Genomic DNA, 22,544 nt, shown 5'->3' with positions numbered 1-22,544 from the left:
GAATTCACGCGACCGATCACGCCAGCTGCTTGCTGCGCAGCGACGCCAACGACGACCATTTGAGCGGCCCGACCGCGGCGCTGGTGGCCAGGTAAACCGCGGCGGCGGCCAGCAGAACCAGGACGACATGCTGACCCGCGAGCAGCAGTGTCACCGCGACACTGGCGGCCGTCGGGATCAGCACCCGCAGCAAGAACATCACCGGCGTACGGTAACCGCACCGGCGGTGCAGCCACCAGCTGCTGAACAGCATGTTGAAGAATTCCGTGCACACCAGCGCGATGCCGGGCCCGACGGCGCCCAGGCGGCCGTCGAGAACCAGATTCAGCGTCACGTTGACCACCAGCGTGGCGACCGTCAGCCACAACAGAACCTTTTGATGGTGGCTGGCGACCAGGCCCTGGCCGAGGGTGCCGCCGACGAACCGCAGCGCCGCCGCGATGAACAGCAGCGCCAGCGTCGGTGTTCCCCGTGCGACGAACGCCTTGTCGCCGAAGAACGCGATCAACGGCCCGGCCAGCAGCGCTCCGACCACCGCGACGGGGACCGCCGCGAAGTACATGAGCTCGACGCTGCGGCGCAGGAAGGCGGCGAACGCCGCCACGTCACGCGCATACAGTTCGGTGCCCGTCGACAGCGTCGCCTTGAGGAACACCAGCGACACCACGATGGTGTTGAACGCGATCGTCAAGGCCAGCCCGTAGACGCCGACCTCGGAGTGGGTGTTGAGCAACGACAGGATCACACCGTCGGCGCGGGTGTACAGGATTCCCACGACCAGGAATCCGATCAGGGGCAAAGTTTCCCGCAACAGATCTGCGGCCTCGCGCAGCGCGAACACCGGGCGCACCGAGATGTGCCGCATCGCCGCGGCGCCCTGGATCACCAGCTGCACGGCGGGCGGAATGAGCTGTGCCACCGCGAACCAGATGACGTTCGAGTGCGCGGAGACCAGAGCCGCGACCATGGCCAGCGTTGCCGTGCGGGCGGTGACGTCGGAGATGGCCACCGCGGAGAACCTGACGGTGGCCAGAAACACCGGCTCGAAGCGGGTGGTCATGGTTTGCAGCAGCAGGCCCCCGGACAGCACCACGAGCATGACCCGCACGTCGTAGTCGTGATAGACGAGCAGCCCCGACCCCGCCGCCAGCGCCGCGAGCGGGACGCAGTAGATCAGGGCCAGTCCGCTGTTGACGCGCACCAGGCGTTCCAGGTCGCCGCGGCCGGAGGTGACGCGGCGGACGATCACGGTGGCGACCCCGAGATCGGCGAAGCTGTTCCACATTCCCACGAATGCGACCGCGATGGAGAGCTGGCCGTAGCGACCCGGACCCAGGTAGCGCGCGGTCATCGCCACGGAGACCACCGAGGCCAGCATTCCCAGTGCGCGGCAGATCAGTTGGATCGAGAAGGCGTGAGCCATCCGGGAGAGCGGCACCGACGGGACGACCGCCGCGGGCGTCGTCGGCTCGGTCATGACTCCCTAGTATGCGCCGTGACTGGTCAGAACGGCCTTAACCGTCTTGGCGATGATCATGAGATCACCCGACATCGACCAGTTGTCGACGTAGGACAGGTCCAACCGCACCGACTCTTCCCACGAGAGGTTCGATCGGCCGCTCACTTGCCACAACCCGCTGACCCCCGGCTTCACCAGCAGCCGCCGCTTGACGTCACTTTCGTAGTTTTCGACCTCCCGGCGCAGCGGGGGGCGTGGGCCGACGACACTCATGTCGCCCTTGAGCACGTTGATGAATTGGGGCAGCTCGTCGATGCTGAACCTGCGCAGGATCCTGCCGACGGGGGTGACCCGCGGGTCCTCGCGCATCTTGAAGAGCATGCCGCCGGCGCTCTCGTTGAGCGCTAACAGATGCTCGATCTGGGTGTCGGCGCCGTCGACCATGGTCCGGAATTTCAGCATTCTGAAGGGCTTGCCGTCGATCCCGATCCGTTCGGATGGGTAGAACACCGGGCCCTTGCTGGTGAGCTTGACGGCGGCGGCGGCCGCGATGAGGATGGGCGACGTCGCGATCAAAGCGGCCAGCGAGAACAGGAAGTCGAATACCTGTTTCTGAAAGCGTTGCGTGCCTTCGTATTGCGGCTTCTCGACGTGCAGCAGCGGCATTCCCGCGGTGGGGCGCAGGGTCAGGCGGGCTTCCGCGACGTCCATCACGCCCGGCGAGACCACGACGTCGACGTCCATCGTCTCCAACTGCCACATCAGCTCTCGGATCCCGTGCATCCCGAAGTGGTCCGTCTGCGTGACCGCCACGGTGTCGGCGCCACAGGCTTGAATGGCGGCCACCGCGTGGGAGACGTCACCGAGGATCGGCACTGCGCGGCCGCCGAGCGCGATGGTGTTGCCGCGCGGTGGCCCGTAGCCCGGAATGCAAACGCCCACCACGACGTACCCGTCCAGCGGGTTGCGCGAGAGTTCGTGGGCCAGGTGGGAAACGGCCTTCCGGTCCCCGATCGCCAGCACCGTCGTCTGGCATTGGCCGTTCGCGCGCAGCTGCCGGATGTGCTTGCGCCACAGGCTGCGGCTCCCCAGCAGGCCCACGGTCCCGACGGGGAGAGCGATCGCCAGATATCCGCGGGCCAGGTCCACCTTGGCGAGCAAGGTGACCATCGCGATGATTCCGAACGTCCAGAACGAGGCGCTACCGATCCGGCGGTACTCGTCGATGCCTGCGCCGATGACTCGCGGTGAGCGCGTTTGGAATACCGCCAGCGCCGACAGCCACAGCGCCGCGAAGAGGAACGACAGCATCGTCATCGCGACGTCCGAGTAACCGGAGGTGTTGGCGATTTCGCCGAATCGGACGTACTGCGCCAGCAGCACCGACGCGCACACGATCACCGTGTCGCTGATGCGCAGGTGGTGCGAATACTTGTACTGCCACCGCCGGATGGCGTTGCCACCCGGCAAGGGAGCCGCGGCCGCGGTGGTCGGCAGGGCGCCGGACCGCCGACTTGGCAACGACGTCGTGCCGGCCGGCTTCCGCTTGGTCGGGCCGGGTTCGGCGGTCACGACGTGAACCAATTCCTGGGTCATCAACGGGTTAGACATGACGCTGCACTCTCGATCGAAGCGAAGCTCGGCGTTCGCGATGGCCAACTGGCGTCCTGCTCGGAGATGACGGTGACCGGCAGCGGCCACACGATGCCGAATTCCGGGTCGTTCCAGTGGAATCCCTGGGCGTCGGACGGCGCGGGCTCCCCGCCGACCTGATAGCTCACTTCCGTGTTGTCGATCAGCGTTTGGAAGCCGTGGGCGACAAAGGGCGGCAGGAACAGCGCCCGGTAGTTGTCCGCGCTCAACTCGACCATGACGTGGTCGCCGTAGGTCTGCGACCCGGGGCGGATGTCGACCGCGACGGCGGCGATCGCGCCGCGGGTGCAGCGGACCACCTGGGTCTGGGCGTACGGCGGCACCCGGTGGTGCAGACCGCGCACCGTGCCGCGGGTGTAATTGAAGTAGATGTTCGTTTGGGTGACGTTGAAACTCAGTCCCCGATCGGCGAATTCGTCGGCACAAAAGGAACGGGAAGAGAAGCCGCGATGGTCACGTTGCGGCTCGAGGTCAATGATCGTCACGCCGGCGATCTGGGTGGGCGTGTACTTCATTCACCGCTCCTTGGGTAATGGGTCGTCTTCGGTCGAGTCATGGCCTACGCGTATCCACCGGACGGCGGCCGCGTCATCACGGTCGGGATGACGCCGTACCGGGGGCCGAGGTTCTTGCCCGACGCGGCGGCCAGGCGCGGCAGCGAACCCATGATGCTGGGCGGCGTGTTGGCGCCGGCGAGGCTGATGGTCGGCAGCGCGGAAGCGGCGCTGTGCGCTGCCGGTATCACGCTGGTCCAGCTCGCCGGAATCGCCAGCGGGCCGAGCGAGGCCGCGCTGCCGAGGCTGCCGGCGACACCCGATCCGAGCGAGCCGAGCGATCCGAGCGCGCCCGCGCCGGTGCTCGCCGCGCTGGCCGCCCCCGCGGCCGCGGTGCCCGCGGCCTGCATCGCCCCGTTCGCCAAGCCTTGGGCGGTCTGGGCCATGCCGAGGATGGAGGACATCCCGTACAGCGGGGTCGCGCCCGCCATGAAGTAGGTGGGCAGCGAGCTGGGCAGGCTGGACGCGAGGCTGTCCATGAACGACGAGCCGGCCGTGCTGGTGGCGGTACCCGCGGTGCCGGTGCCGACGTCGGTCAGGGTGGAGGTGCCGGAGGTTATCGGCGACGAGAGCGAGTGCAGCGCGCTGGGCACCGACGAGACCACGTTGGCCGCATGTTGTGTTTCCGCGAGCCCGCCGGCCTGAGTCACAGCTGCGGTCTGGTTGGCCAGCCCCGCCGGGTTTACGACGTCCGGCGGCGGGTTGAACGGTGTCACGTCGCACGCGGCCGCCGAACCCGCGGCGTACTGGTACATCGCTGCGGCGTCCTGCGCCCACATCTCGCCGTATTCGGCCTCGGTGGCCGCGATCGCCGCCGAATTCTGGCCGAAGAAGTTCGTGGCGATCAGCGTGGCGAGCTGAACCCGGTTGGCGGCGACGGCCGGCGGGGGGACGGTCATCGCGAAGGCGGCCTCGTAGATCTCGACGGCGAGCCTGGCCTGACCGGCCGTCTCCGCGGCCCGCGCGGCCGCGCCGGCGGTCCACGCCATGAACGGGGCGAAGGCGGACGCCATGACCAACGACGAGGGACCCAACCAGCGTCCGGTAGTCAAGCCGGCGATCACCGAGCGGTAACAGCTTGAGGCGGAATGCAATTCGGCGGCAAGCCCATCCCAGGCCACCGAGGCCGCCACCAGGGACACCGGACCGGGACCGGCATACATCCGCGCGGAATTGAACTCCGGCGGGAACGCCCCAAAATCGATCACGTCAGACCTCGGCCGCAGTGGCGACGCGGGTCACCGGGCGGAAGCAGCCGGTTGCCATGCCGTACCAGAGCTGCAGGAGCGGGGCCCTAAACATACCTAAAGTATGATACAGATCAAATCCGCTTGCGAAGAGTATTTGGGCAGCTCGCGCAGAGGTCGTTGGTCCCTTTCCGGGCCCCCTACCTGCTGACGCCGCTAGCGCGCGTGGCCTCGTGGTCACGACCGGCATGTGCGTCTCCTCACGTCCTGCACGTGGCCCAAATCGGGCGTTTTTGCCGCTCAGCTGGGCGAACTGAGGGTTTGAGCCCCCACACCCTACAAACTGACATTGTGATAATAGCGTATAAAACATACTAATAGTCTGTAAAGACCCGTGTGATGTGCACTACAAGTCTTTTACGTAAGCGTCAAGCCGGGTCGCTGCGGCTGCTAATCTCAGACGTAGCCCATGTACTGCCCGGGAGTGGCCGGTCGGTGTCGCTCAAGACCGCCCAAGATCCGAGGTGTATGCCCTGCTCATCAACGTGACGGCGATCGACGAGATCTTCGCAACCCGCGACGACATCGGTCGCGAGACCTGAGCTGGCAGATTCCCATGACTTCCCACTCGACCGATGGACGCGCCGACGCGACGCGGCGGCAGATTCTGCGCGCCGCCTCGCACCAGTTCGCGCGCAGGCCCTACCACGACGTCGGCCTCGATGACATCCTGGCCGAGGCCCAGTTGACCAAGGGCGCGATGTACTTCCACTTCAAGTCCAAACACGCCTTGGCGGTCGAGCTCATCGACAAGCAGATAGCCGCGGCCACCGTCGCGGTCGGTGACTTGTTGACCCGTGGGCTTTCGGGCCTGGAAACCCTTATCGATTTCTCGTACCTGATCGCCGTTCAAGACATCAAGACCGATCTGGTCAGGGCCGGCCTGAACTTGATCGAGTCGGTCGGGCAGTCGGGTGGGCTGCAGGACACATTGGTGAGCGGCTGGGTGGAAGCCCTGTCGGCGGTCGTCCACCAGGCCATCGCCGAGGGTGACATCAACGAACAATGTGATCCCGACGCCGTGGGTCGGCTGATGGTGTCCCTGCATATGGGGCTGCGCAAGACCAGCAATCTGGACGACCCGGAACGCTTCCTCACCGACCTGGAAAAGTGCTGGATGCTTATCCTCGGTGGGATCTTGCAACCGGACCGGGCCGACTACTTCGGCCAATTCCTAAGGCGGCGAGCGGCGCTCGCCGTCAACGCCAGTTCGAGCGACCAAGGGCAGCCTTAACGGCGACCAGGTTGACCAGACTGCCCGCCGGCCTTGGTCGCGGCTGCTAACGTTGGACATCTTGCGGTGGATGTGAACCCACATCAATGACTCCGCGCACCCGACGCGACTCCGGAGGTGCAGAGATAATGCCGCGCCAGGTTCGATCCGAAGCCACTCGGCGGAAGATCATCGACGCCGCGATCGACGTGTTCTCCGAAGTCGGGTATGCCGCCGCCGGGTGGGGGGCGATCATCGAGCGGACCGGGATGACCAAAGGCGCCCTGTATCACCACTTCGATTCGAAGGAATCGCTGGCGTCCGACATCCTCAAGGAAGGCTCCGAGACGCTGCTCACGGCATTTGGGAACGTGTGCAAGTCGTCGTCGCCGGGGCTGGAAAACCTACTGCACGGCGCCTTCACCATCGTCGTAGTGCTGAACTCGGACAAGACCGTTCGCACGGCCGAGCAATTGGCCTGTGCCTTAAGCGGATTGAACGAGGCCGCCGGGAACTTTTATGCCGACCTGGCGGCAAAGATCGCCGATGAGGCCAGGCGGGCCGTCAGCGAGGGAGACCTCCGCAAGAACGTCGACCCCACAGTGCTCTCTGAGTTCCTCGTCGGAGCCATGTTCGGAACGCGGTTGGTATTCAATGCAATAACCCGTCGCGAACCTAACCGGGGAGGCCCCGTCGACATCGGCGGTCGCCTGCGTCAGATCTTGGAGCTGCTACTGCCCGGCACCGTGACGGAGGCGTCGTTGCCCTATTTCCAGCAGTTCCTCGGTCGCGAAGTCATGCGTCATGCCGCGGTCATCGCGGCCCACCCCGATGCCGACACGGAACCCCTGATCGGCTAGGGCTCCACGATCCGGCGGTCGGGCCGGATGCGCCACACCCGCTTTCGCGGCCATCGAATTGATTGAAGTAATTGCGGCTGACGCGCATTCCACAATGCATACTGTTCCGGTGATGTACCGGAGACGTCTGAGCAAAGTGGCCGCGCTGGCCGCGGTGGTTGGGTTTTTGGTGATGAGCGCCCCGGCGTCCTGGGGCGCTCCCGGCGACCCGGCTACCGCCGCGGACTCGCCGACCCTGTCGCTTACCGACATCGGGTCCGCTCCCAGTCTGGAGTTCTGGGGCGTGACGAGTACCCAACAGCTGACCGTGCCGGTGCTGCATGGTCTGACACCGACGGCTATGAACGCCACCGTCGAAATGCCGATCAATTTGCGGTCCGGGGTGCTCACTGTCACGCAGGGCGAGCGCACCATCGCACGGCTGAATTTGCCCTCCACCGATCAGGCGCCAATCGTCATTCCCCTGGCGGGCGCGGAGGTCAACGACAATTGGCTGACGGTGACGCTGCGTTCCTACCTGGTGCCGTTGGACGGATACTGCCTGTATCCGTGGAGTCCGCTGCGCCTGACCAACGGGTCGATCACCTACACCGGGGTCGAACTGCCGCCCACCACCGTCGCACATTTCCTGCCTCCAGTGCTGCGCAAGCTGTCCATCTACCTGCCGCCGTCGCCCTCGCCGAATGAGTCCGATACGGCGATCCAACTCGCCGCCTCCGCGGCCGCGCATTACGGTAGGCAGACCACCGAGATAGCCGTGATTCCGCTGGCCGAGGGGCAGGCAGCGCCGCCGGCGCCGCCGCAACCGCTGGAACGTCAGATCGTCGTCAAAGAGGGCCCTGACAACGGGCTTTCGCTACAGGGCCCCTCCGGTGTGCCGTGGTTGCTGATGTCGGGACCGCTCGGTCAGTCGGACGAATCGAACACGGCGGTGCTGTTCAACGACGTGTCGCAGTTGGCGCTGTCTTCCAAGGCGGCGGTGGAACAGCTCAAACCGACCGTCCAGCAACTCGGCGGCAGCGTTGCGTTGCGCGAGTTGGCGCAGCCCGTTCTCAACTCGACGTCACTGCAACCGCGGGTGTCGATCGCAATCGACCAAACCCGATTCGCCAGATCGGTACACGACGTGCGCGTGCATCTGCAGGGCTCCTATACCCCGACGCCGGGGAACGTCGGCGGCCAGATCGCCGCGACCATCGGCCCCGAAACCATCGACCATTGGGCAACGGACGGCCACGGCACCATCGACCGCTGGATCGACGTGCCGGACCGATTACTGCAGCGATACACCAGTATTGATTTGGTCCTCGACGTTGCGGCGAACACCGGGCATTGCGGCGACTTCTATACCGCCGGGCCGGGGAATCAGCTCCTGACGCTGAACATCAACGGCGACAGCACAATAGAGAGTAACCCGGCTGCCCCACCGGTGCCGGACGGCTTCCAATCGGTGCCGCAGTCATTGATGCCCCGGATGCAGGTGGGCATCGAGGCCCACTCGTTTATCGACACCGTACGGGCGATCGGCATCGTGGTGGGCCTGCAGCGCATAAGTTCCGTGCCGCTCTACACCACGGTCACGACGCCGCAGCAGGCGATCGACTCGTCGGACCCCGCGATAGTGGTCTCGGCCGACGGGTGGAACCACTCCAATGTCGCGCTCCCGGTGTCCGCGGGGCCCAGCGGGCCCATCACCGTCAACGCCATCCAGTCCGACGGCAAGCCCGCCAAACTCACCCTCGACCCAGATCTCCGGTTCGCTTCTCTCCAAGTGGTTTTCAACCGCGGCAGGTCGCTATTGGTGGCGACATCCAACGGGGCGCCCGGGCAGCTCGACGAGCTGCTGCGATGGCTCAGTAGCGATAACAAGCGCTGGCAACGACTTAGAGGCGCCGCGGTGGTGTCCGCGCCAGGAGGGCAGGACCCGGTGACCGTCGAGCACTCGCCCTCGGCCGGTCCGACCGCGACATCGCAGGGCCACTCCGACCTCGGCTGGCTGTGGTGGTTCGGCGCGGGCTGGATTGCGGTGGCAGTCGTCGGCGGCGGGGTGATCCTGTGGCGCACCAGGCGCGAATCACGGCGGCGCCGTTAGCGTCTCACGGTCGGGGCCGGTGGCCGGATCGCTCTGCTGGACGACGGTCTCGGCAGCCATGGGGGACCGCGACCGCGGTGGTGGCCCGTTGGAGATCGCGGACTGCTGCCCGACCCTCAAGCGGGATTGCAAGCGCAACAACGGTTTTCGTCAACCCCGATAGCCGGCAAATCGTGCTTCGAGCGCTTGGGGCTGATGGTCTCCCGGGGTTCGGCACCGCCGCTAGCGGTCCTCCTGCCACAACTGCTCGGTCAAATCCTGGAAAGCCGCGAGCACGAACTGATCGTCGGCGCGCATCGCCGCCGACTTGCTCATCAGGGCGCGCACGACCGAGCCGTCCTTGTGCGCCAGTTCGACCACCATGTTTGCCAGGGAATGAACGACGGATAACAACGAATCCGAGGCCGGTGCCTGGTGGAAGATCTGGTGGAACTTCAGCGCCAACACCTCTTCCCGGTCGTAACCCATCATCTCGGCGAACGCGGCGTTGGAAAACAGGAGGGTGCCGTCATTCTCGATGGCCAGCACCGGGATCGGGATCCGCTCTAGCACAACCAGTGCCGGCAGCTGTTTGAGGGTCGTCATCGGCGAGTCACCCTGTTGCCGATTGCGTCGTCGGTCCACCGGCCGATTATGGCGCATAACATAGGCTATACACAGGTCTTCGCGCAGATGCCCATCCCCAGATGGTGCCGCTTTTCGTTCCTCGCTCGCCGAAAGGCCCATCACTTCGTTCGGAGAGCGTCGTCGGCGGCGTCCCAACCCCGTTCCTCCGCGCGGTTGGCTCCACGGCGGTGATAGCCGACGACGAGCGGCCCGGGGCGCCCGGCGGGGCGCGACGCATGCCATGTCATTAGCGCTGATACAAGAAGGTAGCACCGCTATTGACAGCCGCGGCCCGTGGGGTTAGCGTTGCTAGCGCTAACTGGATTTGAGGAGCGCGCATCATGGTCGCCACCTTGTTCGCGGTCGTCGCGGTGCTGGGCACCGGAGTGGTCTACGGCACCGACGTGTTCTGCGCGATGGTGCTCCAGCCCGCACTGGCCCGCATCGACGATCGGGCCCTGCTCGCAGTTTCGGGCAACATCCATCGCTATGGGGATCGCAGGATGCCGGTACCCGGGGTCCTCGGCCTGGCGGCGGCGGCGATCAGCGTGGTATTCGCCGCGGTGTCCGGCCGCTGGGCGCAAGCCGGCGCGGCCGGCGCCGCCGTCGTCCTGCTGCTGGTGTGGCTGCTGATCTACCTGCGAGTGAGCGCGCCGATCAACCGCCAACTCATCGCCGGCGCGGACCAACCCGATCTGCCGACGCATGCTCGTGCGCTGCAACGCAACTGGGACAAGGTGATCGCAACCAGGGCCACCCTGCAGGGCCTGGCCGTCGCGGCGCTGTGCCTGGCAATGTTGATGTGAACCGCCTCGCGAGCGGCTAGTCGGCTTGGTAGCGGGGGAAGACCCCGGTCGGCGCGGGCAGGGCCGTGCCGGGGGCCAACCGTTTGCCGATCGCGTCGAAGCCGCGCTGTTCGGGCGCCTGGCCGAGCAGATCCAGTAGCTTGCTCGCCGACTCGGGCATCACCGGCTGGATCAGCAGCGCCGCGATGCGAACCGCCTCGCACGTCGTGTAAAGCACTGTCGCGAAACGCTTCTGGTCCGCCTCCGAGTCGCTCTTGCGCAACACCCACGGCTGTTGCGCGGAGAAGTATCGGTTAGCGGCGCCCAGCATCAGCCAGATCGCCTCCAACGCCAGATGCATCGCCTGGGCGTCGAAGGCGGCGCGCACGCGGTCCAGCAGGCCGTCGGCCGTCGCCAGCAGCCCGGCGTCGTCGGCGGTGAATTCCCCGGGCGTCGGCACCACCCCGTCCAGGTTCTTGGCCACCATGGACAGCGACCGCTGGGCCAGGTTGCCCAGCTCGTTGGCGAGGTCGGTGTTGATGCGCGTGACGATGGCGTCTTCGCTGTAGCTGCCGTCCTGGCCGAAGGGGACCTCCCGCAACAGGAAATAGCGCAACTGGTCCACGCCGAACGTCTCGGTCAGGGCTACCGGGTCGACGATGTTGCCCACCGACTTGCTCATCTTCTCGCCCCGGTTGAGCAGGAACCCGTGCGCGAAAACCCGCCGCGGCAGCTCGATCCCGGCCGACATCAGAAACGCCGGCCAGTAGACGGTGTGGAACCGGATGATGTCCTTGCCGATCATGTGCAGATCGGCGGGCCAGTAGCGGCGGAACGTCGGTGAGTCGGTGTCGGGGTAACCGACGCCGGTCAGATAATTGGTCAGCGCGTCGACCCAGACGTACATGACGTGATCGGGGTGGTCGGGCACCTGCACGCCCCAGTCGAACGAGGTCCGCGAGATCGACAGGTCACGCAGGCCGCCGGAGACGAAGCTGACCACCTCGTTGCGGCGCACTTCCGGGGCGATGAAGTCAGGGTTCGCCTCGTAGTGGGCCAGCAGCTTGTCGGTGTACGCCGACAGCCGAAAGAAATACGTCTGCTCCTCGGTCCACGTCACCGGCGTGCCGGTCTCCACGGCGACCCGGACCCCGTCGACCACCGCGGTCTCCGACTCGACGAAGAACCGCTCGTCGCGCACCGAGTACCAGCCGGAATAGCTGTCCAGGTAGATGTCCCCGGCGGCGTCCATCCGCCGCCAGATCTCCTTGGACGCTTCGTGGTGGTCGGCGTCCGTGGTCCGGATGAACCGGTCGAAGGAGATGTTCAGCCTCTCCTGCAGCCGTTGGAACACGTCGGAATTGCGCCGCGCCAGCTCGGCGGTCGGGAGGCCCTCCGCCGCCGCCGTCTCGAGCATCTTGAGGCCGTGCTCGTCGGTGCCGGTCAGGAATCGCACGTCGAAGCCGTCGAGCCGCTTGAACCGCGCGATGGCGTCGGTGGCGATGTACTCGTAGGCGTGCCCGACGTGCGGATTGCCATTGGGGTACGTGATCGCGGTGGTGACGTAGAAGGGCCTCATCGAGAGTCCACCTTATTGTGTGCGCGTGAGCTCCAACCGACGAGAACGCGAAGCGCCGCCCGCACCCGAGCCACTGGCGCCCCTGATCGACGCCCACACCCACCTCGACGCCTGCGGCGCGCGGGACGCCGGGGACGTGCGCGCCATCGTGGATCGCGCCGCGGCGGTCGGGGTGGGGGCGGTGGTCACCATCGCCGACGACCTCGCTTCGGCGGCCTGGGTGACCCGCGCCGCGGAGTGGGATCCGCGGGTGTATGCCGCGGTGGCGTTGCACCCGACCCGCGCCGACGCGCTCGACGATGCCGCCCGCGGCGAAATCGAGCGGCTGGTGGCGCACCCCCGGGTGGTGGCCGTCGGCGAGACCGGCCTGGACCTGTATTGGCCCGGACGTCTCGACGGGTGCGCGCAGCCGGACACCCAGCGGGAAGCCTTCGCCTGGCACATCGACCTGGCCAAGCGGAGCGGAAAACCGCTCATGATCCACAACCGGGAGGCCGACGCCGAAGTGCTCGACGTGCTGGCGGCCGAGGGCGCTCCGGACACGGTGATCTTCCACTGCTTCTCGTCGGGCGCCGCGATGGCCCGCCGCTGCGTGGACGCCGGGTGGTTGCTCAGCCTGTCGGGAACGGCGAGCTTCCGCAACGCCCGCGACCTGCGGGAAGCCATTCCGCAGATACCGCTGGAACAGCTCTTGGTGGAAACCGATGCGCCGTTCTTGACGCCGCATCCCTACCGCGGCGCGCCGAACGAGCCGTATTGCCTTCCTTATACTGTCCGAGCGGTCGCCGAACTGGTGGGCCGGCCCGCCGAAGAGCTGGCGCAGGCCACGACGAGCAACGCTCGGCGGGTCTACGGGCTGGTTTCCGGCTGACTCGCCGCCCGGGACGATTCCGTTAACGAATTCGCGCCGGAGTTGCTCAACTTTGGCCGGTTCGTTACCGTCTTGTGATCGAAAGGGTGGGGCCTACAGGCCCTAAATTTGTCGCTTGGTGCTGATTAGGTCGTTGGAGTATTTGCTGTGGTCGGGATAGACGCGCGTTGACTGTATTAACAAAACTTCATCAGACACCGTCGCCGATGTTGCGGCTCATCGTCGGAGGACTGTTAGTAGTTCTGGCGTTCGCAGGTGGATTCGCGGTTTCCGCGTGCAAGACGGTGACGCTGACCGTCGACGGCATCGCGATGCGGGTCACGACAATGAAGTCGCGGGTCATCGACATCGTGCAGGAGAACGGCTTCGCCGTCGACGAGCGTGACGACTTGTACCCCGCCGGGGACGTCAAGGTGCACGACGCCGCCAACATCGTGTTGCGCCGCAGCCGGCCGCTGCAGATCTCGCTGGACGGCCGCGACACCAAACAGGTGTGGACGACGGCATCGACCGTCGACGAGGCCCTGGCCCAACTCGCCATGACCGACACGGCTCCGGCGGCGGCCTCTCGAGGCAGCCGGGTCCCGCTGGCCGGCATGGCGCTTCCCGTCGTCAGCGCGAAGACGGTCCGCATCACCGACGGCGGGGCGACCCGCACGGTGCACCTGGCCGCGCCCAACGTCGCGGGGCTGCTGAGCGCCGCCGGCGCCCCGCTCTTGGAAGGGGACCAGGCGATGCCGAGCGCGTCGTCCCCGATCGTCGACGGCATGGAAATCCAGGTGACCCGCAACCGGATCGAGCGGGTGACCGAGCGGATGCCGTTGCAGCCCAACGCCCGTCGGGTCGAGGACCCGGACATGAACATGAGCCGCCAGGTGGTGGAGGACCCGGGCAGCCCCGGCACCCAGGACGTCACGTTCGCGGTGGCCACCGTCAACGGTGTTGAGACCGGCCGGTTGCCGATCGCCAACACGGTGATCACCCCGGCCCGCGAGGCCGTGGTGCGGGTGGGCACCAAGCCCGGCACCGACGTGCCACCGGTCACCAACGGATCCATCTGGGACGCCATCGCGGGCTGCGAGGCGGGCGGAAACTGGGCGATCAACACCGGCAACGGCTACTACGGCGGTGTGCAGTTCGACCAGGGCACCTGGGAGCGCAACGGTGGGCTGCGGTTCGCGTCGCGCGCCGACCTCGCGACCCGGGAAGAGCAGATCGCGGTCGCCGAGGTGACTCGCGAGCGTCAGGGTTGGGGCGCGTGGCCCGTGTGCAGCGGAAGAGCTGGTGCGAGCTGACCATCCGGCTGCTCGGTCGCAACGAGATCAGGCGGCTTGCCAAAGAACTTGACCTTCGACCACGCAAATCCCTCGGTCAGAACTTCGTTCACGATGCCAACACGGTCCGCCGGATCGTCTCGACCTCCGGGGTCGGGCGGGCCGATCACGTCCTCGAGGTCGGGCCCGGCCTGGGCTCGCTGACGCTGGCGTTGCTGGACCGCGGCGCCACCGTCACCGCCGTCGAAATCGACCCGGTGCTGGCCGATCGGCTGCCGCAGACCGTCGCCGAGCATTCGAACAGCGAAGTGCAGCGGTTCACCGTGCTCAACCGCGACGTCTTGACCCTTCGCCGGGATGAGTTGGCCGCGCAGCCCAACGCGGTCGTCGCCAACCTGCCCTACAACGTCGCGGTGCCCGCGCTCCTGCATCTGCTCGCCGACTTCCCCTCCATTCAGACGGTGACCGTCATGGTGCAGGCGGAGGTGGCCGAACGTCTCGCCGCGGAACCCGGGGGCAAGGACTACGGCGTCCCCAGCGTGAAGGTCCGCTACTTCGGGTCCGTCCGGCGGTGCGGCACCGTGTCACCGACGGTCTTCTGGCCGATTCCGCGCGTGTATTCCGGGCTCGTGCGCATCGACCGCTACGCCGCCCCGCAATGGCCCACCGACGAGGCCTTCCGCCGCCAAGTGTTCGAGCTGGTGGACATCGCGTTTGCGCAGCGCCGCAAGACGGCCCGCAACGCGTTCATCGAGTGGGCCGGCTCGGGGAACGAGTCGGCGAGCCGGCTGTTGGCCGCCAGCATCGACCCGGCGCGCCGCGGTGAGACGCTGTCCATCGACGATTTCGTCAGACTGTTGCGGCGATCGAGCGAGTCGGCCGACACCACGACGCAGCAGCAGGCGTCGCCGAGCTGACCGAGGCCCGGTCGGCGCCGCTGCGTGTGGTTGGCCGGTGGCAGCGATAGTCTGCTGCGGTGGCTGACAATGTCTGACGGCAGCACCGCCGCGCAGTGGGTCCCCACCGGGTCGGTCACCGTACGGGTGCCCGGGAAGGTCAACCTCTACCTGGAGGTGGGCGACCGCCGCGAGGACGGTTATCACGAGCTGACGACCGTCTTCCAGGCCGTCTCCCTGCTCGACGAGGTGACCGTCCGCAACGCCGACGTGTTGTCGCTCGAGCTGGTCGGCGAGGGCGCCGACAAGCTACCCACCGACGAACGCAACCTCGCTTGGCAGGCCGCGGAGCTGATGGCCGAACACGTCGGCCGCGCGCCCGACGTGTCGATCATCATCGACAAATCCATCCCGGTGGCCGGCGGCATGGCCGGCGGCAGCGCGGATGCGGCGGCCGTGCTGGTCGCCATGAACTCGCTGTGGGAACTCAACGTGCCGCGCCGCGACCTGCGCGCGCTGGCCGCGCGGTTGGGGAGCGACGTCCCGTTCGCGCTGCACGGCGGCACGGCGCTGGGCACCGGCCGCGGCGAGGAGCTGGCCACCGTCTTGTCCCGCAACACCTTCCACTGGGTGCTGGCGTTCGCCGACGGGGAGCTGCTCACGCCGGCGGTGTTCGCCGAGCTCGACCGCCTGCGGGCGGCGGGCGACCCGCCCCGGCTCGCCGGGCCGGGCCCGGTGTTGGCGGCCTTGGCCGCGGGCGACCCGGAACAGCTGGCGTCGCTGCTGGGCAACGAGATGCAGGCCGCCGCGGTGAGCTTGAACCCAAAGCTGCGTCGCACCCTGCGCGCCGGCGTCGAGGCCGGCGCCCTGGCAAGCATCGTGTCGGGCTCGGGCCCGACATGCGCATTCTTGTGCTCCTCGGCGGCCTCGGCGGTCGACGTGGGCACCGAGGTGTCCGGCGCGGGCGTCTGCCGCACGGTGCGGGTCGCCAGCGGGCCGGTCGCCGGCGCGCGCGTGGTTCCCGCCCCCACCGAAGTGTGAAAATCGCCCCAAAACGCGCATTCGTTTGGGCTGTTCCCTAAGAGGAGTTTAAGATAATGCGCGGTGACGGGTAGCGCTGAGCAAGACCAATCATTTTCGTCGTCCGCCGGAGTCCCCGGCGGACGACTGATGCGTCGGGCTCACCAGCGTTTTCCGGGCCCGGTCCGCGCCTATCGGGCGACCGGACGGGGGGTCGCCGGCTCATCGCCGATTCGAGACCTAACCGCCGCCCGACTGTGTTTGCGAGCCTGCTGCGAAGTGCCACCCAGTGGGCGGAACATGAAATCCCGGGCGTTGGGGGAAGCGCCGGAACCGAGGAGGTTTGTGTGAGCAGGTTTACCGAGAAGATGTACCGCAATGCCCGCACCGTGACGACGGGCATGGTCACCGGTGAACCCCACGAACCGGTCCGCCACACGTGGGGCGAGGTGCACGAGCGGGCCCGCCGCATTGCGGGCGGCCTCGCCGCCGCAGGCATCGGCCTCGGCGACGCCGTCGGCGTCCTCGCCGGCTTCCCGGTGGAGATCGCCCCGACCGCGCAGGGCCTGTGGATGCGCGGCGCGAGCCTGACCATGCTGCACCAGCCCACGCCCCGCACCGACCTGGCCGTGTGGGCCGAAGACACGATGAACGTCATCGGGATGATCGAGGCCAAGGCCGTCATCGTCTCCGAGCCCTTCCTGGTGGCCATCCCCGTGCTCGAGGAGAAGGGCATCAAGGTCCTCACCGTCGCCGACCTGCTGGCGTCGGATCCGGTCGACCCGGTCGAGGTCGGCGAGGACGACCTGGCGCTGATGCAGTTGACGAGCGGTTCCACTGGATCTCCCAAAGCCGTCCAGATCACCCATCGCAACATCTACTCCAACGCCGAGGCGATGTTCATCGGCGCCCAGTACGACGTCAACAAGGACGTCATGGTCAGCTGGCTGCCCTGCTTCCACGACATGGGCATGGTCGGCTTCCTGACCATCCCCATGTACTTCGGCGCCGAGCTCGTCAAGGTCACGCCGATGGACTTCCTGCGCGACACGCTGCTGTGGGCCAAGCTCATCGACAAGTACAAGGGCACCATGACCGCGGCGCCCAACTTCGCCTACGCGCTGCTGGCCAAGCGGTTGCGCCGCAACGCCAAGCCGGGCGACTTCGACCTGTCGACGCTGCGGTTCGCGCTGTCCGGTGCCGAACCGGTTGAACCCGCCGACGTGGAGGACCTGCTGGACGCGGGAAAGCCGTTCGGGCTGCGGCCCTCGGCGATCCTGCCGGCCTACGGGATGGCCGAGACGACGCTGGCGGTGTCGTTCTCGGAGTGCAACGCCGGCCTGGTCGTCGACGAGGTCGACGCCGACCTGCTCGCCGCGTTGCGCCGCGCGGTGCCGGCCACCAAGGGCAACACCCGCCGGCTGGCCACTCTCGGCCCGCTGCTGCAGGACCTCGAGGCGCGCATCATCGACGAGAACGGCGACGTGATGCCGCCGCGCGGCGTCGGCGTGATCGAGCTGCGCGGCGAGTCGCTGACGCCCGGCTACCTGACCATGGGCGGCTTCATCCCGGCGCAGGACGAGAACGGCTGGTATGACACCGGCGACCTCGGCTACATGACCGAGGAGGGCCACGTCGTGGTGTGCGGCCGCGTCAAGGACGTCATCATCATGGCGGGCCGCAACATCTATCCCACCGACATCGAGCGGGCCGCCTGCCGCGTCGAGGGGGTGCGGCCCGGCTGCGCCGTCGCGGTGCGCCTGGATGCCGGCCACTCCCGCGAGACGTTCGCCGTCGCCGTCGAGTCCAACGCCTGGCAGGACCCGGCCGAGGTGCGCCGCATCGAGCACCAGGTCGCCCGCGAGGTGGTGTCCGAGGTGGACATGCGGCCGCGCAACGTGGTGGTGCTCGGGCCCGGCACCATCCCGAAGACACCGTCGGGCAAGCTGCGCCGGTCGCACTCCGCCACCCTGGTTTCGTAGAATTTCGCACGCCGAGCGTGGGGCGTAAGTACGTGTGCGCGGCCGAAATTCGTCCATAAGGCCCACATTCGGCGTCCTGGGCACCTACCAGGCGTGGACGCGGTTCTGCGCCGGCTCCAGCCCCAGCTCGACGAGCAACTCCGTCGCGTCCGCGGCCTGCTCGCAAATGGTCGGCACCTCGCCGCGCTCGGCCGCCGAGAAGTTCTCCAACACGAAGGCCGCCGGGTCTTTGCGTCCGGGCGGTCGGCCGATCCCGATGCGGACGCGCTGAAAGTCCTTGGTGCCCAACGCGGACGCCACCGAGCGCAGCCCGTTGTGGCCGCCCTCGCCGCCCCCGATCTTCAGCCGGATGCGGCCGAAGTCGAGGTCGAGGTCGTCGTGCACGACGATGATGTCGGCCGGTGCCACCGAATAGAACTTCGCCAGCGGCCCGACCTGGCGGCCGGACTCGTTCATGTAGCAGCGCGGCTTGGCGACCAGGACCGAGTGTCCGGCCAACCGGCCGCTGACCACTTCTGCGCCGGAACGCTTGTGCACCTTGAACTTTGACCCCAGTCGGCCGGCGAGCAGGTCGGCGACCATGAACCCGAGGTTGTGCCGGGTGCGGGCATAGTTGTCCCCGGGGTTGCCCAGGCCGACCACCAGCAATGGCTCGGCCACGTTGCGATCCGCCTACTCGGACTCGTCCGCGGCGGCCTCGGCCTCGCCGGCCTCCTCTTCGGCGGGGGCTTCGGCGCCCCCGGCGACCTCGCCCGCGCCCTCTTCCTCGAGGTCCTGGGCGGTCGGCGCGACGACCACGTTGACCACCAGCATCTCCGGGTCGGAGATCAGGTTGACGCCCCGTGGCAGAGCGATCTGGCCGGCGGTGAACTGGGTGCCCGGTTCGGCGCCCTCCACCGACACGGTGACGTGCTCGGGAATCGACAGCGCCTCTGCCTCGATTTCGATGGTGTTGGTGTCCTGGGTGACCAGGGTGCCCGGTACGGCGTCGCCCTCGATGAGGACGTTGACCTCCACGACGACCTTCTCGCCGCGGCGCACGACCAGCAGGTCGGCGTGCTGGATGGTGCGGCGGATCGGGTGGATATCGAGCGCCTTGGTCAGCGCCAGCTGCTCCTTGCCGTCGATGTCCAGGGTCAGCACGGCGTTGGTGCCCGCGTGGCGCAGCACGGCCGCGAAGTCGTGGCCGGGCAGCTCCAGGTGCTGCGGGTCGGCGCCGTGGCCGTAGAGGACGGCGGGAATCTTGCCTTCGCGGCGGGCTCGGCGGGACGCGCCCTTGCCGGTCTCGGTTCGCACCGTGGCGGTGAGCTGGTTGCCTGCGGACTTGGCCATCGTGTCGCTCCTGTGTGCTCTTCAGTGTGGGGGCACGGCCAGGGTCGCGACGGTTTCGTCGGTCTCCGTCGATAACGGTGCTGGCTGGCCAGTCACCCTCGCCGTGACGCCCGGTCAGGTTAGCGCATCTGCACCTCAGAGCGGAAATTTGGTGCCGGTGAGCTGCTCGGACAGCTCCCAGAGCGCCCGGGCCATCGCCGGGTCCTGCGCCCGCCGGCTGCGGGCCACCGGTTGGCTGCGGCCCAGCTGGCCGAACCGCGGCCCGACGAACGTGTCGCCCGGCAGGTCCTGCGACGCCGCGTACAGCGTCTGGCGCGCGCCGAAGTCCGCGTCGGTGGCCACCACCCGGCTGACCGCCGACATCATCGCGTCGCCCAGCTTGCGGCCCGAGGCCCCCTGCAGGTTGGTGTGCGAGTAGCCGGGGTGGGCGGCCAGCGCGCGCAGCGTCGAACCGGCCGCATTCAGCCGGCGCTGCAGTTCGCTGGTGAACAGCAGGTTGGCGAGCTTGGACTGGCTGTAGGCCAGCCAGGGTGAGTACCGCCGCGTCTTCCAGTTCAGGTCGTCGAGGCTGATCCGACCCGCCCAGTGCGCCATCGAGGACACCGTGACCACCCGATCGGTGAGCTTGGGCAGCAACAAGTTGGTGAGCGCGAAATGCCCGAGGTGGTTGGTGCCGACCTGGCTCTCGAAGCCGTCGACGGTCTGCGCATAGGGGGCGGCCATGATGCCCGCGTTGTTGATCAGCACGTCGACGTTGTCGACGCCCTCGGCGAATTCGCGCACCGACGCCAGGTTCTGCAGGTCGAGGGGGCGCACTTCGACCGGGCCGGTCTGGGTGCCCCGTATCTGCAGCGCGGCCTGCTCGCCTTTGCGTACGTCGCGGACCGCCATGATCAGCGTGGCGCCCCGGCGCGCCAGCTCTCGGGCGGTCACGGCGCCGAGCCCGCTGTTGGCCCCGGTGATGATCACGGTGCGCCCCGCGAACGAGGGCAGGTCGGCGGCGGTCCAGTTCGTCATGGCTGACGAGCCTATAGGGCCCATCGGTGCCCGGCGCTCCTCATGACGCGCCGAGATTGCCGTCAGGGCTGTGGTTCGGGCCGCGATCACGACCATGGTGGCAATCTCGGCGGGGCCCGACGACGCCGATCACTTCGCCGCGACGACGAACCCTCGCATGATCGCCTCGATGTCGGTGGACTGCGCCACCGCCTCGTTGGCCAGGCCGGTGATGGTGAGTTGAACCAGGTAGCGCTGCTTGGCGGGCGGCGACCCGGTGGCAATGACGATCCGGTTGAAGCTGTGCAGCCGGGTGCCGTCCAAGTCGTAGCTGCCCTGAATCATCGACGAGGGAAAGCCGTTGTAGGGCGTCGTCGAGGCGTCGAGCTGCTTGAAGTTCTCGAACAGCTGGGCGTCGTCGTTGCCGTGCTGAATCACCTGCGTCGGATCGAAATCGCCATTCAGCTTGAACACCACAAGCCTGGCGGTCGGATACTTGTTGCCCTTGGAGATCATCAGCGTCTCCGGCGAGATGTGCGGATTGCTCGCCACCGACCAGCCCGGGGGCGTCGGGATCGACACCGTCAAGTCGGGCAGGTTGCCCGGCGCCACTTGCTGGCCGGTGACACCGATGTTCTGCAGATATTGCGACAGGGGAACGGGCTTTTCGACGCGCGTCGTGGTGGTCGTGGTGGTCGGAGTCGTCGACCAGATCGATTGGTAGTCGGGCGTTTTCGGGCCGCACGCCACCGCGGACAGCGTCAGCGCGATGGCCGCCGCCGCGTACCCACGTCTCACAGAATCTCGCGGACCGCGTCGACCGGCCGGGCCAGCCGGGTGCCCTTCGGCGTGACGACGAACGGCCGCTCGATCAGGATCGGGTGTTCGGCCATCGCGTCGAGCAACTCGTCGTCGGTCGCGTCGGCCAGATTCAGTTCGGCGTAGAGCGATTCACGCCTGCGGACCGCGGTCCGCACGTCGATTCCGGCGTCGTCGATCATCTTCACCAGCTCGCCGCGCGACGGCGGATTCTTCAGGTACTCGATGATCGTCGGCTCAACGCCGTTGTCGCGCAACAAGTCCAGTGTCTTGCGAGACGTGCTGCAGCGGGGGTTGTGGTAGATGACGGTATCGGCCATCTAGGCGTCTCCGTCGAACAGCCCCGTGACGGAGCCGTTTTCGAAGACGGCGCGGATGGTGCTGGCCAACAGCGGTGCGATGGACAAGACCGTGAGCTGGGGGAAACGCTTCTCCTCGCCGATCGGCAGCGTGTTGGTGACGATCACCTCGCGGGCGCCGGATGCCGCGAGCCGCTCGGCGGCCGGGTCGGACAGCACGCCATGGGTCGCTGCGATGATCACGTCACCGGCGCCCTCGTCGCGCAGCAACTTGACCGCGCCGGCGATGGTGCCGCCGGTGTCGATCATGTCGTCGATCAGCACGCAGGTCCTGCCCTGGACCTCGCCGACGACGCGGTTGGACACCACCTGGTTGGGCACCCGCGGGTCGCGGGTCTTGTGGATGAAGGCCAGCGGGACGCCGCCCAGCGCGTCGGCCCACTTCTCGGCGATCCGCACCCGCCCCGAATCGGGGGAGACCACGACCATGTTCCCGTCCGGGTAGTTGTCCCGGATATACCCGGTCAGCAGGTTCTGCCCGCGCATGTGGTCGACCGGCCCGTCGAAGAACCCCTGGATCTGGTCGGTGTGCAGGTCGACGGTCACGATCCGGTCGGCCCCCGCGGTCTTGAGCAGGTCGGCGACCAGTCGCGCCGAGATCGGTTCGCGACCGCGATGCTTCTTGTCCTGGCGGGCGTAGGGGTAGAACGGCATGACGGCGGTGATCCGCTTGGCGCTGCCGCGCTTGAGCGCGTCGATCATGATCAGCTGTTCCATCAGCCAGTCGTTCACCGGCGCCGGGGCCGACTGCAGGACGAAGGCGTCGCACCCGCGGACCGACTCGTCGAACCGGACGAAGATCTCGCCGTTGGCGAACTCCCGCGCCGTCTGGGCGGTGACGTGAACGTCGAGCTCCTTTGCGACCTGCTCGGCCAACTCCGGGTGCGCACGTCCGGAGAAGAGCATCAGGTTTTTGCGGTTGTCGGTCCAGTCGTGGCTCAACGCAC

21 protein-coding genes are annotated in these 22,544 nt (G+C 67.5%); 9 read left to right on the top strand and 12 right to left on the bottom strand.

What is annotated here, in order from left to right; genetic code table 11:
* Positions 1–16: 16 nt before the first annotated feature.
* Genes BRW65_RS16835 through BRW65_RS16820 form a run of 4 tightly spaced genes read right to left on the bottom strand, consistent with a single transcriptional unit; the run spans position 17 to position 4,874 of the window.
* Complete coding sequence (locus BRW65_RS16835) at positions 17–1,477, bottom strand: oligosaccharide flippase family protein (protein WP_073876473.1); 1,461 nt, start codon at positions 1,475–1,477, stop codon at positions 17–19.
* Positions 1,478–1,483: 6 nt separating this feature from the next.
* Complete coding sequence (locus tag BRW65_RS16830; RefSeq protein WP_084187844.1) at positions 1,484–3,070, bottom strand: sugar transferase; 1,587 nt, start codon at positions 3,068–3,070, stop codon at positions 1,484–1,486.
* Positions 3,055–3,627 carry a dTDP-4-dehydrorhamnose 3,5-epimerase family protein gene (locus BRW65_RS16825; protein ID WP_073876470.1) on the bottom strand — a complete coding sequence of 191 codons (573 nt, stop codon included), beginning with the start codon at positions 3,625–3,627 and terminating at the stop codon, positions 3,055–3,057. Before BRW65_RS16825 ends, BRW65_RS16830 begins: the two co-directional genes overlap by 16 nt.
* A gap of 44 nt (positions 3,628–3,671) precedes the next feature.
* Positions 3,672–4,874 (bottom strand): PPE family protein, encoded by a 1,203-nt coding sequence (locus BRW65_RS16820; protein WP_073876468.1) that lies wholly within the window; start codon positions 4,872–4,874, stop codon positions 3,672–3,674.
* A 595-nt stretch (positions 4,875–5,469) separates the two neighbouring features.
* On the opposite strand from BRW65_RS16820, the gene BRW65_RS16815 reads away from it, so the two are divergent.
* The 3 genes from BRW65_RS16815 (at position 5,470) to BRW65_RS16805 (ending at position 9,078) form a co-directional block, all read left to right on the top strand.
* Positions 5,470–6,147 carry a TetR/AcrR family transcriptional regulator gene (locus tag BRW65_RS16815; protein WP_073876466.1) on the top strand — a complete coding sequence of 226 codons (678 nt, stop codon included), beginning with the start codon at positions 5,470–5,472 and terminating at the stop codon, positions 6,145–6,147.
* Positions 6,148–6,275: 128 nt separating this feature from the next.
* The gene (locus BRW65_RS16810) at positions 6,276–6,986 is read left to right on the top strand and encodes a TetR/AcrR family transcriptional regulator (protein ID WP_073876464.1); all 711 of its coding nucleotides are present in this window, start codon (positions 6,276–6,278) and stop codon (positions 6,984–6,986) included.
* Between the two features lie 94 nt (positions 6,987–7,080).
* A complete protein-coding gene (locus tag BRW65_RS16805; protein WP_073876462.1) occupies positions 7,081–9,078 on the top strand; it encodes a hypothetical protein in 1,998 nt (665 codons plus the stop codon).
* Between the two features lie 222 nt (positions 9,079–9,300).
* Here the strand turns inward: BRW65_RS16805 and BRW65_RS16800 are convergent, their stop codons facing one another.
* Positions 9,301–9,663, bottom strand: a complete 363-nt coding sequence (locus BRW65_RS16800; RefSeq protein WP_073876460.1) for a PAS domain S-box protein — start codon at positions 9,661–9,663, stop codon at positions 9,301–9,303.
* Positions 9,664–10,025: 362 nt separating this feature from the next.
* Here BRW65_RS16800 and BRW65_RS16795 point away from each other — a divergent pair, with 362 nt between their 5' ends.
* Positions 10,026–10,490: a DUF1772 domain-containing protein gene (locus BRW65_RS16795; RefSeq protein WP_073876458.1), complete on the top strand. Its 465-nt coding sequence runs from the start codon at positions 10,026–10,028 to the stop codon at positions 10,488–10,490.
* Positions 10,491–10,506: 16 nt separating this feature from the next.
* On the opposite strand, the gene metG is transcribed toward BRW65_RS16795, so the two are convergent.
* Complete coding sequence (metG, locus tag BRW65_RS16790) at positions 10,507–12,048, bottom strand: methionine--tRNA ligase (protein WP_073876456.1); 1,542 nt, start codon at positions 12,046–12,048, stop codon at positions 10,507–10,509.
* A 19-nt stretch (positions 12,049–12,067) separates the two neighbouring features.
* On the opposite strand from metG, the gene BRW65_RS16785 reads away from it, so the two are divergent.
* The 5 genes from BRW65_RS16785 to BRW65_RS16760 all read left to right on the top strand — a co-directional run bounded on the left by BRW65_RS16785 (position 12,068) and on the right by BRW65_RS16760 (position 18,091).
* On the top strand, positions 12,068–12,919 hold the full coding sequence (locus BRW65_RS16785) for a TatD family hydrolase (RefSeq protein WP_073876454.1): 852 nt from the start codon (positions 12,068–12,070) through the stop codon (positions 12,917–12,919).
* Between the two features lie 167 nt (positions 12,920–13,086).
* On the top strand, positions 13,087–14,214 hold the full coding sequence (locus BRW65_RS16780) for a resuscitation-promoting factor (RefSeq protein WP_208611828.1): 1,128 nt from the start codon (positions 13,087–13,089) through the stop codon (positions 14,212–14,214).
* On the top strand, positions 14,178–15,110 hold the full coding sequence (rsmA, locus tag BRW65_RS16775; protein WP_073876450.1) for a 16S rRNA (adenine(1518)-N(6)/adenine(1519)-N(6))-dimethyltransferase RsmA: 933 nt from the start codon (positions 14,178–14,180) through the stop codon (positions 15,108–15,110). The genes BRW65_RS16780 and rsmA overlap by 37 nt, the downstream gene beginning before the upstream one ends.
* A gap of 69 nt (positions 15,111–15,179) precedes the next feature.
* The gene (locus BRW65_RS16770; RefSeq protein WP_073876541.1) at positions 15,180–16,130 is read left to right on the top strand and encodes a 4-(cytidine 5'-diphospho)-2-C-methyl-D-erythritol kinase; all 951 of its coding nucleotides are present in this window, start codon (positions 15,180–15,182) and stop codon (positions 16,128–16,130) included.
* Between the two features lie 326 nt (positions 16,131–16,456).
* Entirely contained in the window at positions 16,457–18,091 is a 1,635-nt protein-coding gene (locus tag BRW65_RS16760; RefSeq protein ID WP_073876537.1) for a fatty acyl-AMP ligase, read from the top strand.
* An 84-nt stretch (positions 18,092–18,175) separates the two neighbouring features.
* Here BRW65_RS16760 and pth read toward each other — a convergent pair whose 3' ends face one another.
* From pth to BRW65_RS16730, 6 genes are all read right to left on the bottom strand, one after another.
* Entirely contained in the window at positions 18,176–18,751 is a 576-nt protein-coding gene (gene pth, locus BRW65_RS16755) for an aminoacyl-tRNA hydrolase (protein ID WP_073876448.1), read from the bottom strand.
* Positions 18,752–18,763: 12 nt separating this feature from the next.
* Positions 18,764–19,423: a 50S ribosomal protein L25/general stress protein Ctc gene (locus tag BRW65_RS16750; RefSeq protein ID WP_073876446.1), complete on the bottom strand. Its 660-nt coding sequence runs from the start codon at positions 19,421–19,423 to the stop codon at positions 18,764–18,766.
* A gap of 135 nt (positions 19,424–19,558) precedes the next feature.
* Positions 19,559–20,440, bottom strand: coding sequence for an oxidoreductase (locus BRW65_RS16745; protein WP_073876444.1), 882 nt, complete (start codon positions 20,438–20,440; stop codon positions 19,559–19,561).
* Positions 20,441–20,569: 129 nt separating this feature from the next.
* Positions 20,570–21,217 (bottom strand): LpqN/LpqT family lipoprotein, encoded by a 648-nt coding sequence (locus BRW65_RS16740; RefSeq protein ID WP_073876442.1) that lies wholly within the window; start codon positions 21,215–21,217, stop codon positions 20,570–20,572.
* The gene (gene arsC, locus BRW65_RS16735) at positions 21,214–21,558 is read right to left on the bottom strand and encodes an arsenate reductase (glutaredoxin) (RefSeq protein ID WP_073876440.1); all 345 of its coding nucleotides are present in this window, start codon (positions 21,556–21,558) and stop codon (positions 21,214–21,216) included. The genes BRW65_RS16740 and arsC overlap by 4 nt, the downstream gene beginning before the upstream one ends.
* A complete protein-coding gene (locus BRW65_RS16730; protein WP_067759508.1) occupies positions 21,559–22,539 on the bottom strand; it encodes a ribose-phosphate diphosphokinase in 981 nt (326 codons plus the stop codon). It lies immediately after the preceding gene.
* Positions 22,540–22,544: the final 5 nt, after the last annotated feature.

Source organism: Mycobacterium paraffinicum (genome assembly GCF_001907675.1).
GTDB lineage: Bacteria > Actinomycetota > Actinomycetes > Mycobacteriales > Mycobacteriaceae > Mycobacterium > Mycobacterium paraffinicum_A.
Note: the sequence above shows the minus strand (reverse complement) of the source record. Positions and strands in the feature narration are given on the sequence as shown.

What these genes read in the sequence shown, in the direction of transcription:
- BRW65_RS16835 (WP_073876473.1), bottom strand. Translation starts at nt 1,477, where the DNA reads ATGACCGAGCCGACGACGCCCGCGGCGGTCGTCCCGTCGGTGCCGCTC.
- BRW65_RS16830 (WP_084187844.1), bottom strand. Translation starts at nt 3,070, where the DNA reads ATGTCTAACCCGTTGATGACCCAGGAATTGGTTCACGTCGTGACCGCC.
- BRW65_RS16825 (WP_073876470.1), bottom strand. Translation starts at nt 3,627, where the DNA reads ATGAAGTACACGCCCACCCAGATCGCCGGCGTGACGATCATTGACCTC.
- BRW65_RS16815 (WP_073876466.1), top strand. Translation starts at nt 5,470, where the DNA reads ATGACTTCCCACTCGACCGATGGACGCGCCGACGCGACGCGGCGGCAG.
- BRW65_RS16810 (WP_073876464.1), top strand. Translation starts at nt 6,276, where the DNA reads ATGCCGCGCCAGGTTCGATCCGAAGCCACTCGGCGGAAGATCATCGAC.
- BRW65_RS16805 (WP_073876462.1), top strand. Translation starts at nt 7,081, where the DNA reads ATGCATACTGTTCCGGTGATGTACCGGAGACGTCTGAGCAAAGTGGCC.
- BRW65_RS16800 (WP_073876460.1), bottom strand. Translation starts at nt 9,663, where the DNA reads ATGACGACCCTCAAACAGCTGCCGGCACTGGTTGTGCTAGAGCGGATC.
- BRW65_RS16795 (WP_073876458.1), top strand. Translation starts at nt 10,026, where the DNA reads ATGGTCGCCACCTTGTTCGCGGTCGTCGCGGTGCTGGGCACCGGAGTG.
- metG (WP_073876456.1), bottom strand. Translation starts at nt 12,048, where the DNA reads ATGAGGCCCTTCTACGTCACCACCGCGATCACGTACCCCAATGGCAAT.
- BRW65_RS16770 (WP_073876541.1), top strand. Translation starts at nt 15,180, where the DNA reads ATGTCTGACGGCAGCACCGCCGCGCAGTGGGTCCCCACCGGGTCGGTC.
- BRW65_RS16750 (WP_073876446.1), bottom strand. Translation starts at nt 19,423, where the DNA reads ATGGCCAAGTCCGCAGGCAACCAGCTCACCGCCACGGTGCGAACCGAG.
- BRW65_RS16745 (WP_073876444.1), bottom strand. Translation starts at nt 20,440, where the DNA reads ATGACGAACTGGACCGCCGCCGACCTGCCCTCGTTCGCGGGGCGCACC.
- arsC (WP_073876440.1), bottom strand. Translation starts at nt 21,558, where the DNA reads ATGGCCGATACCGTCATCTACCACAACCCCCGCTGCAGCACGTCTCGC.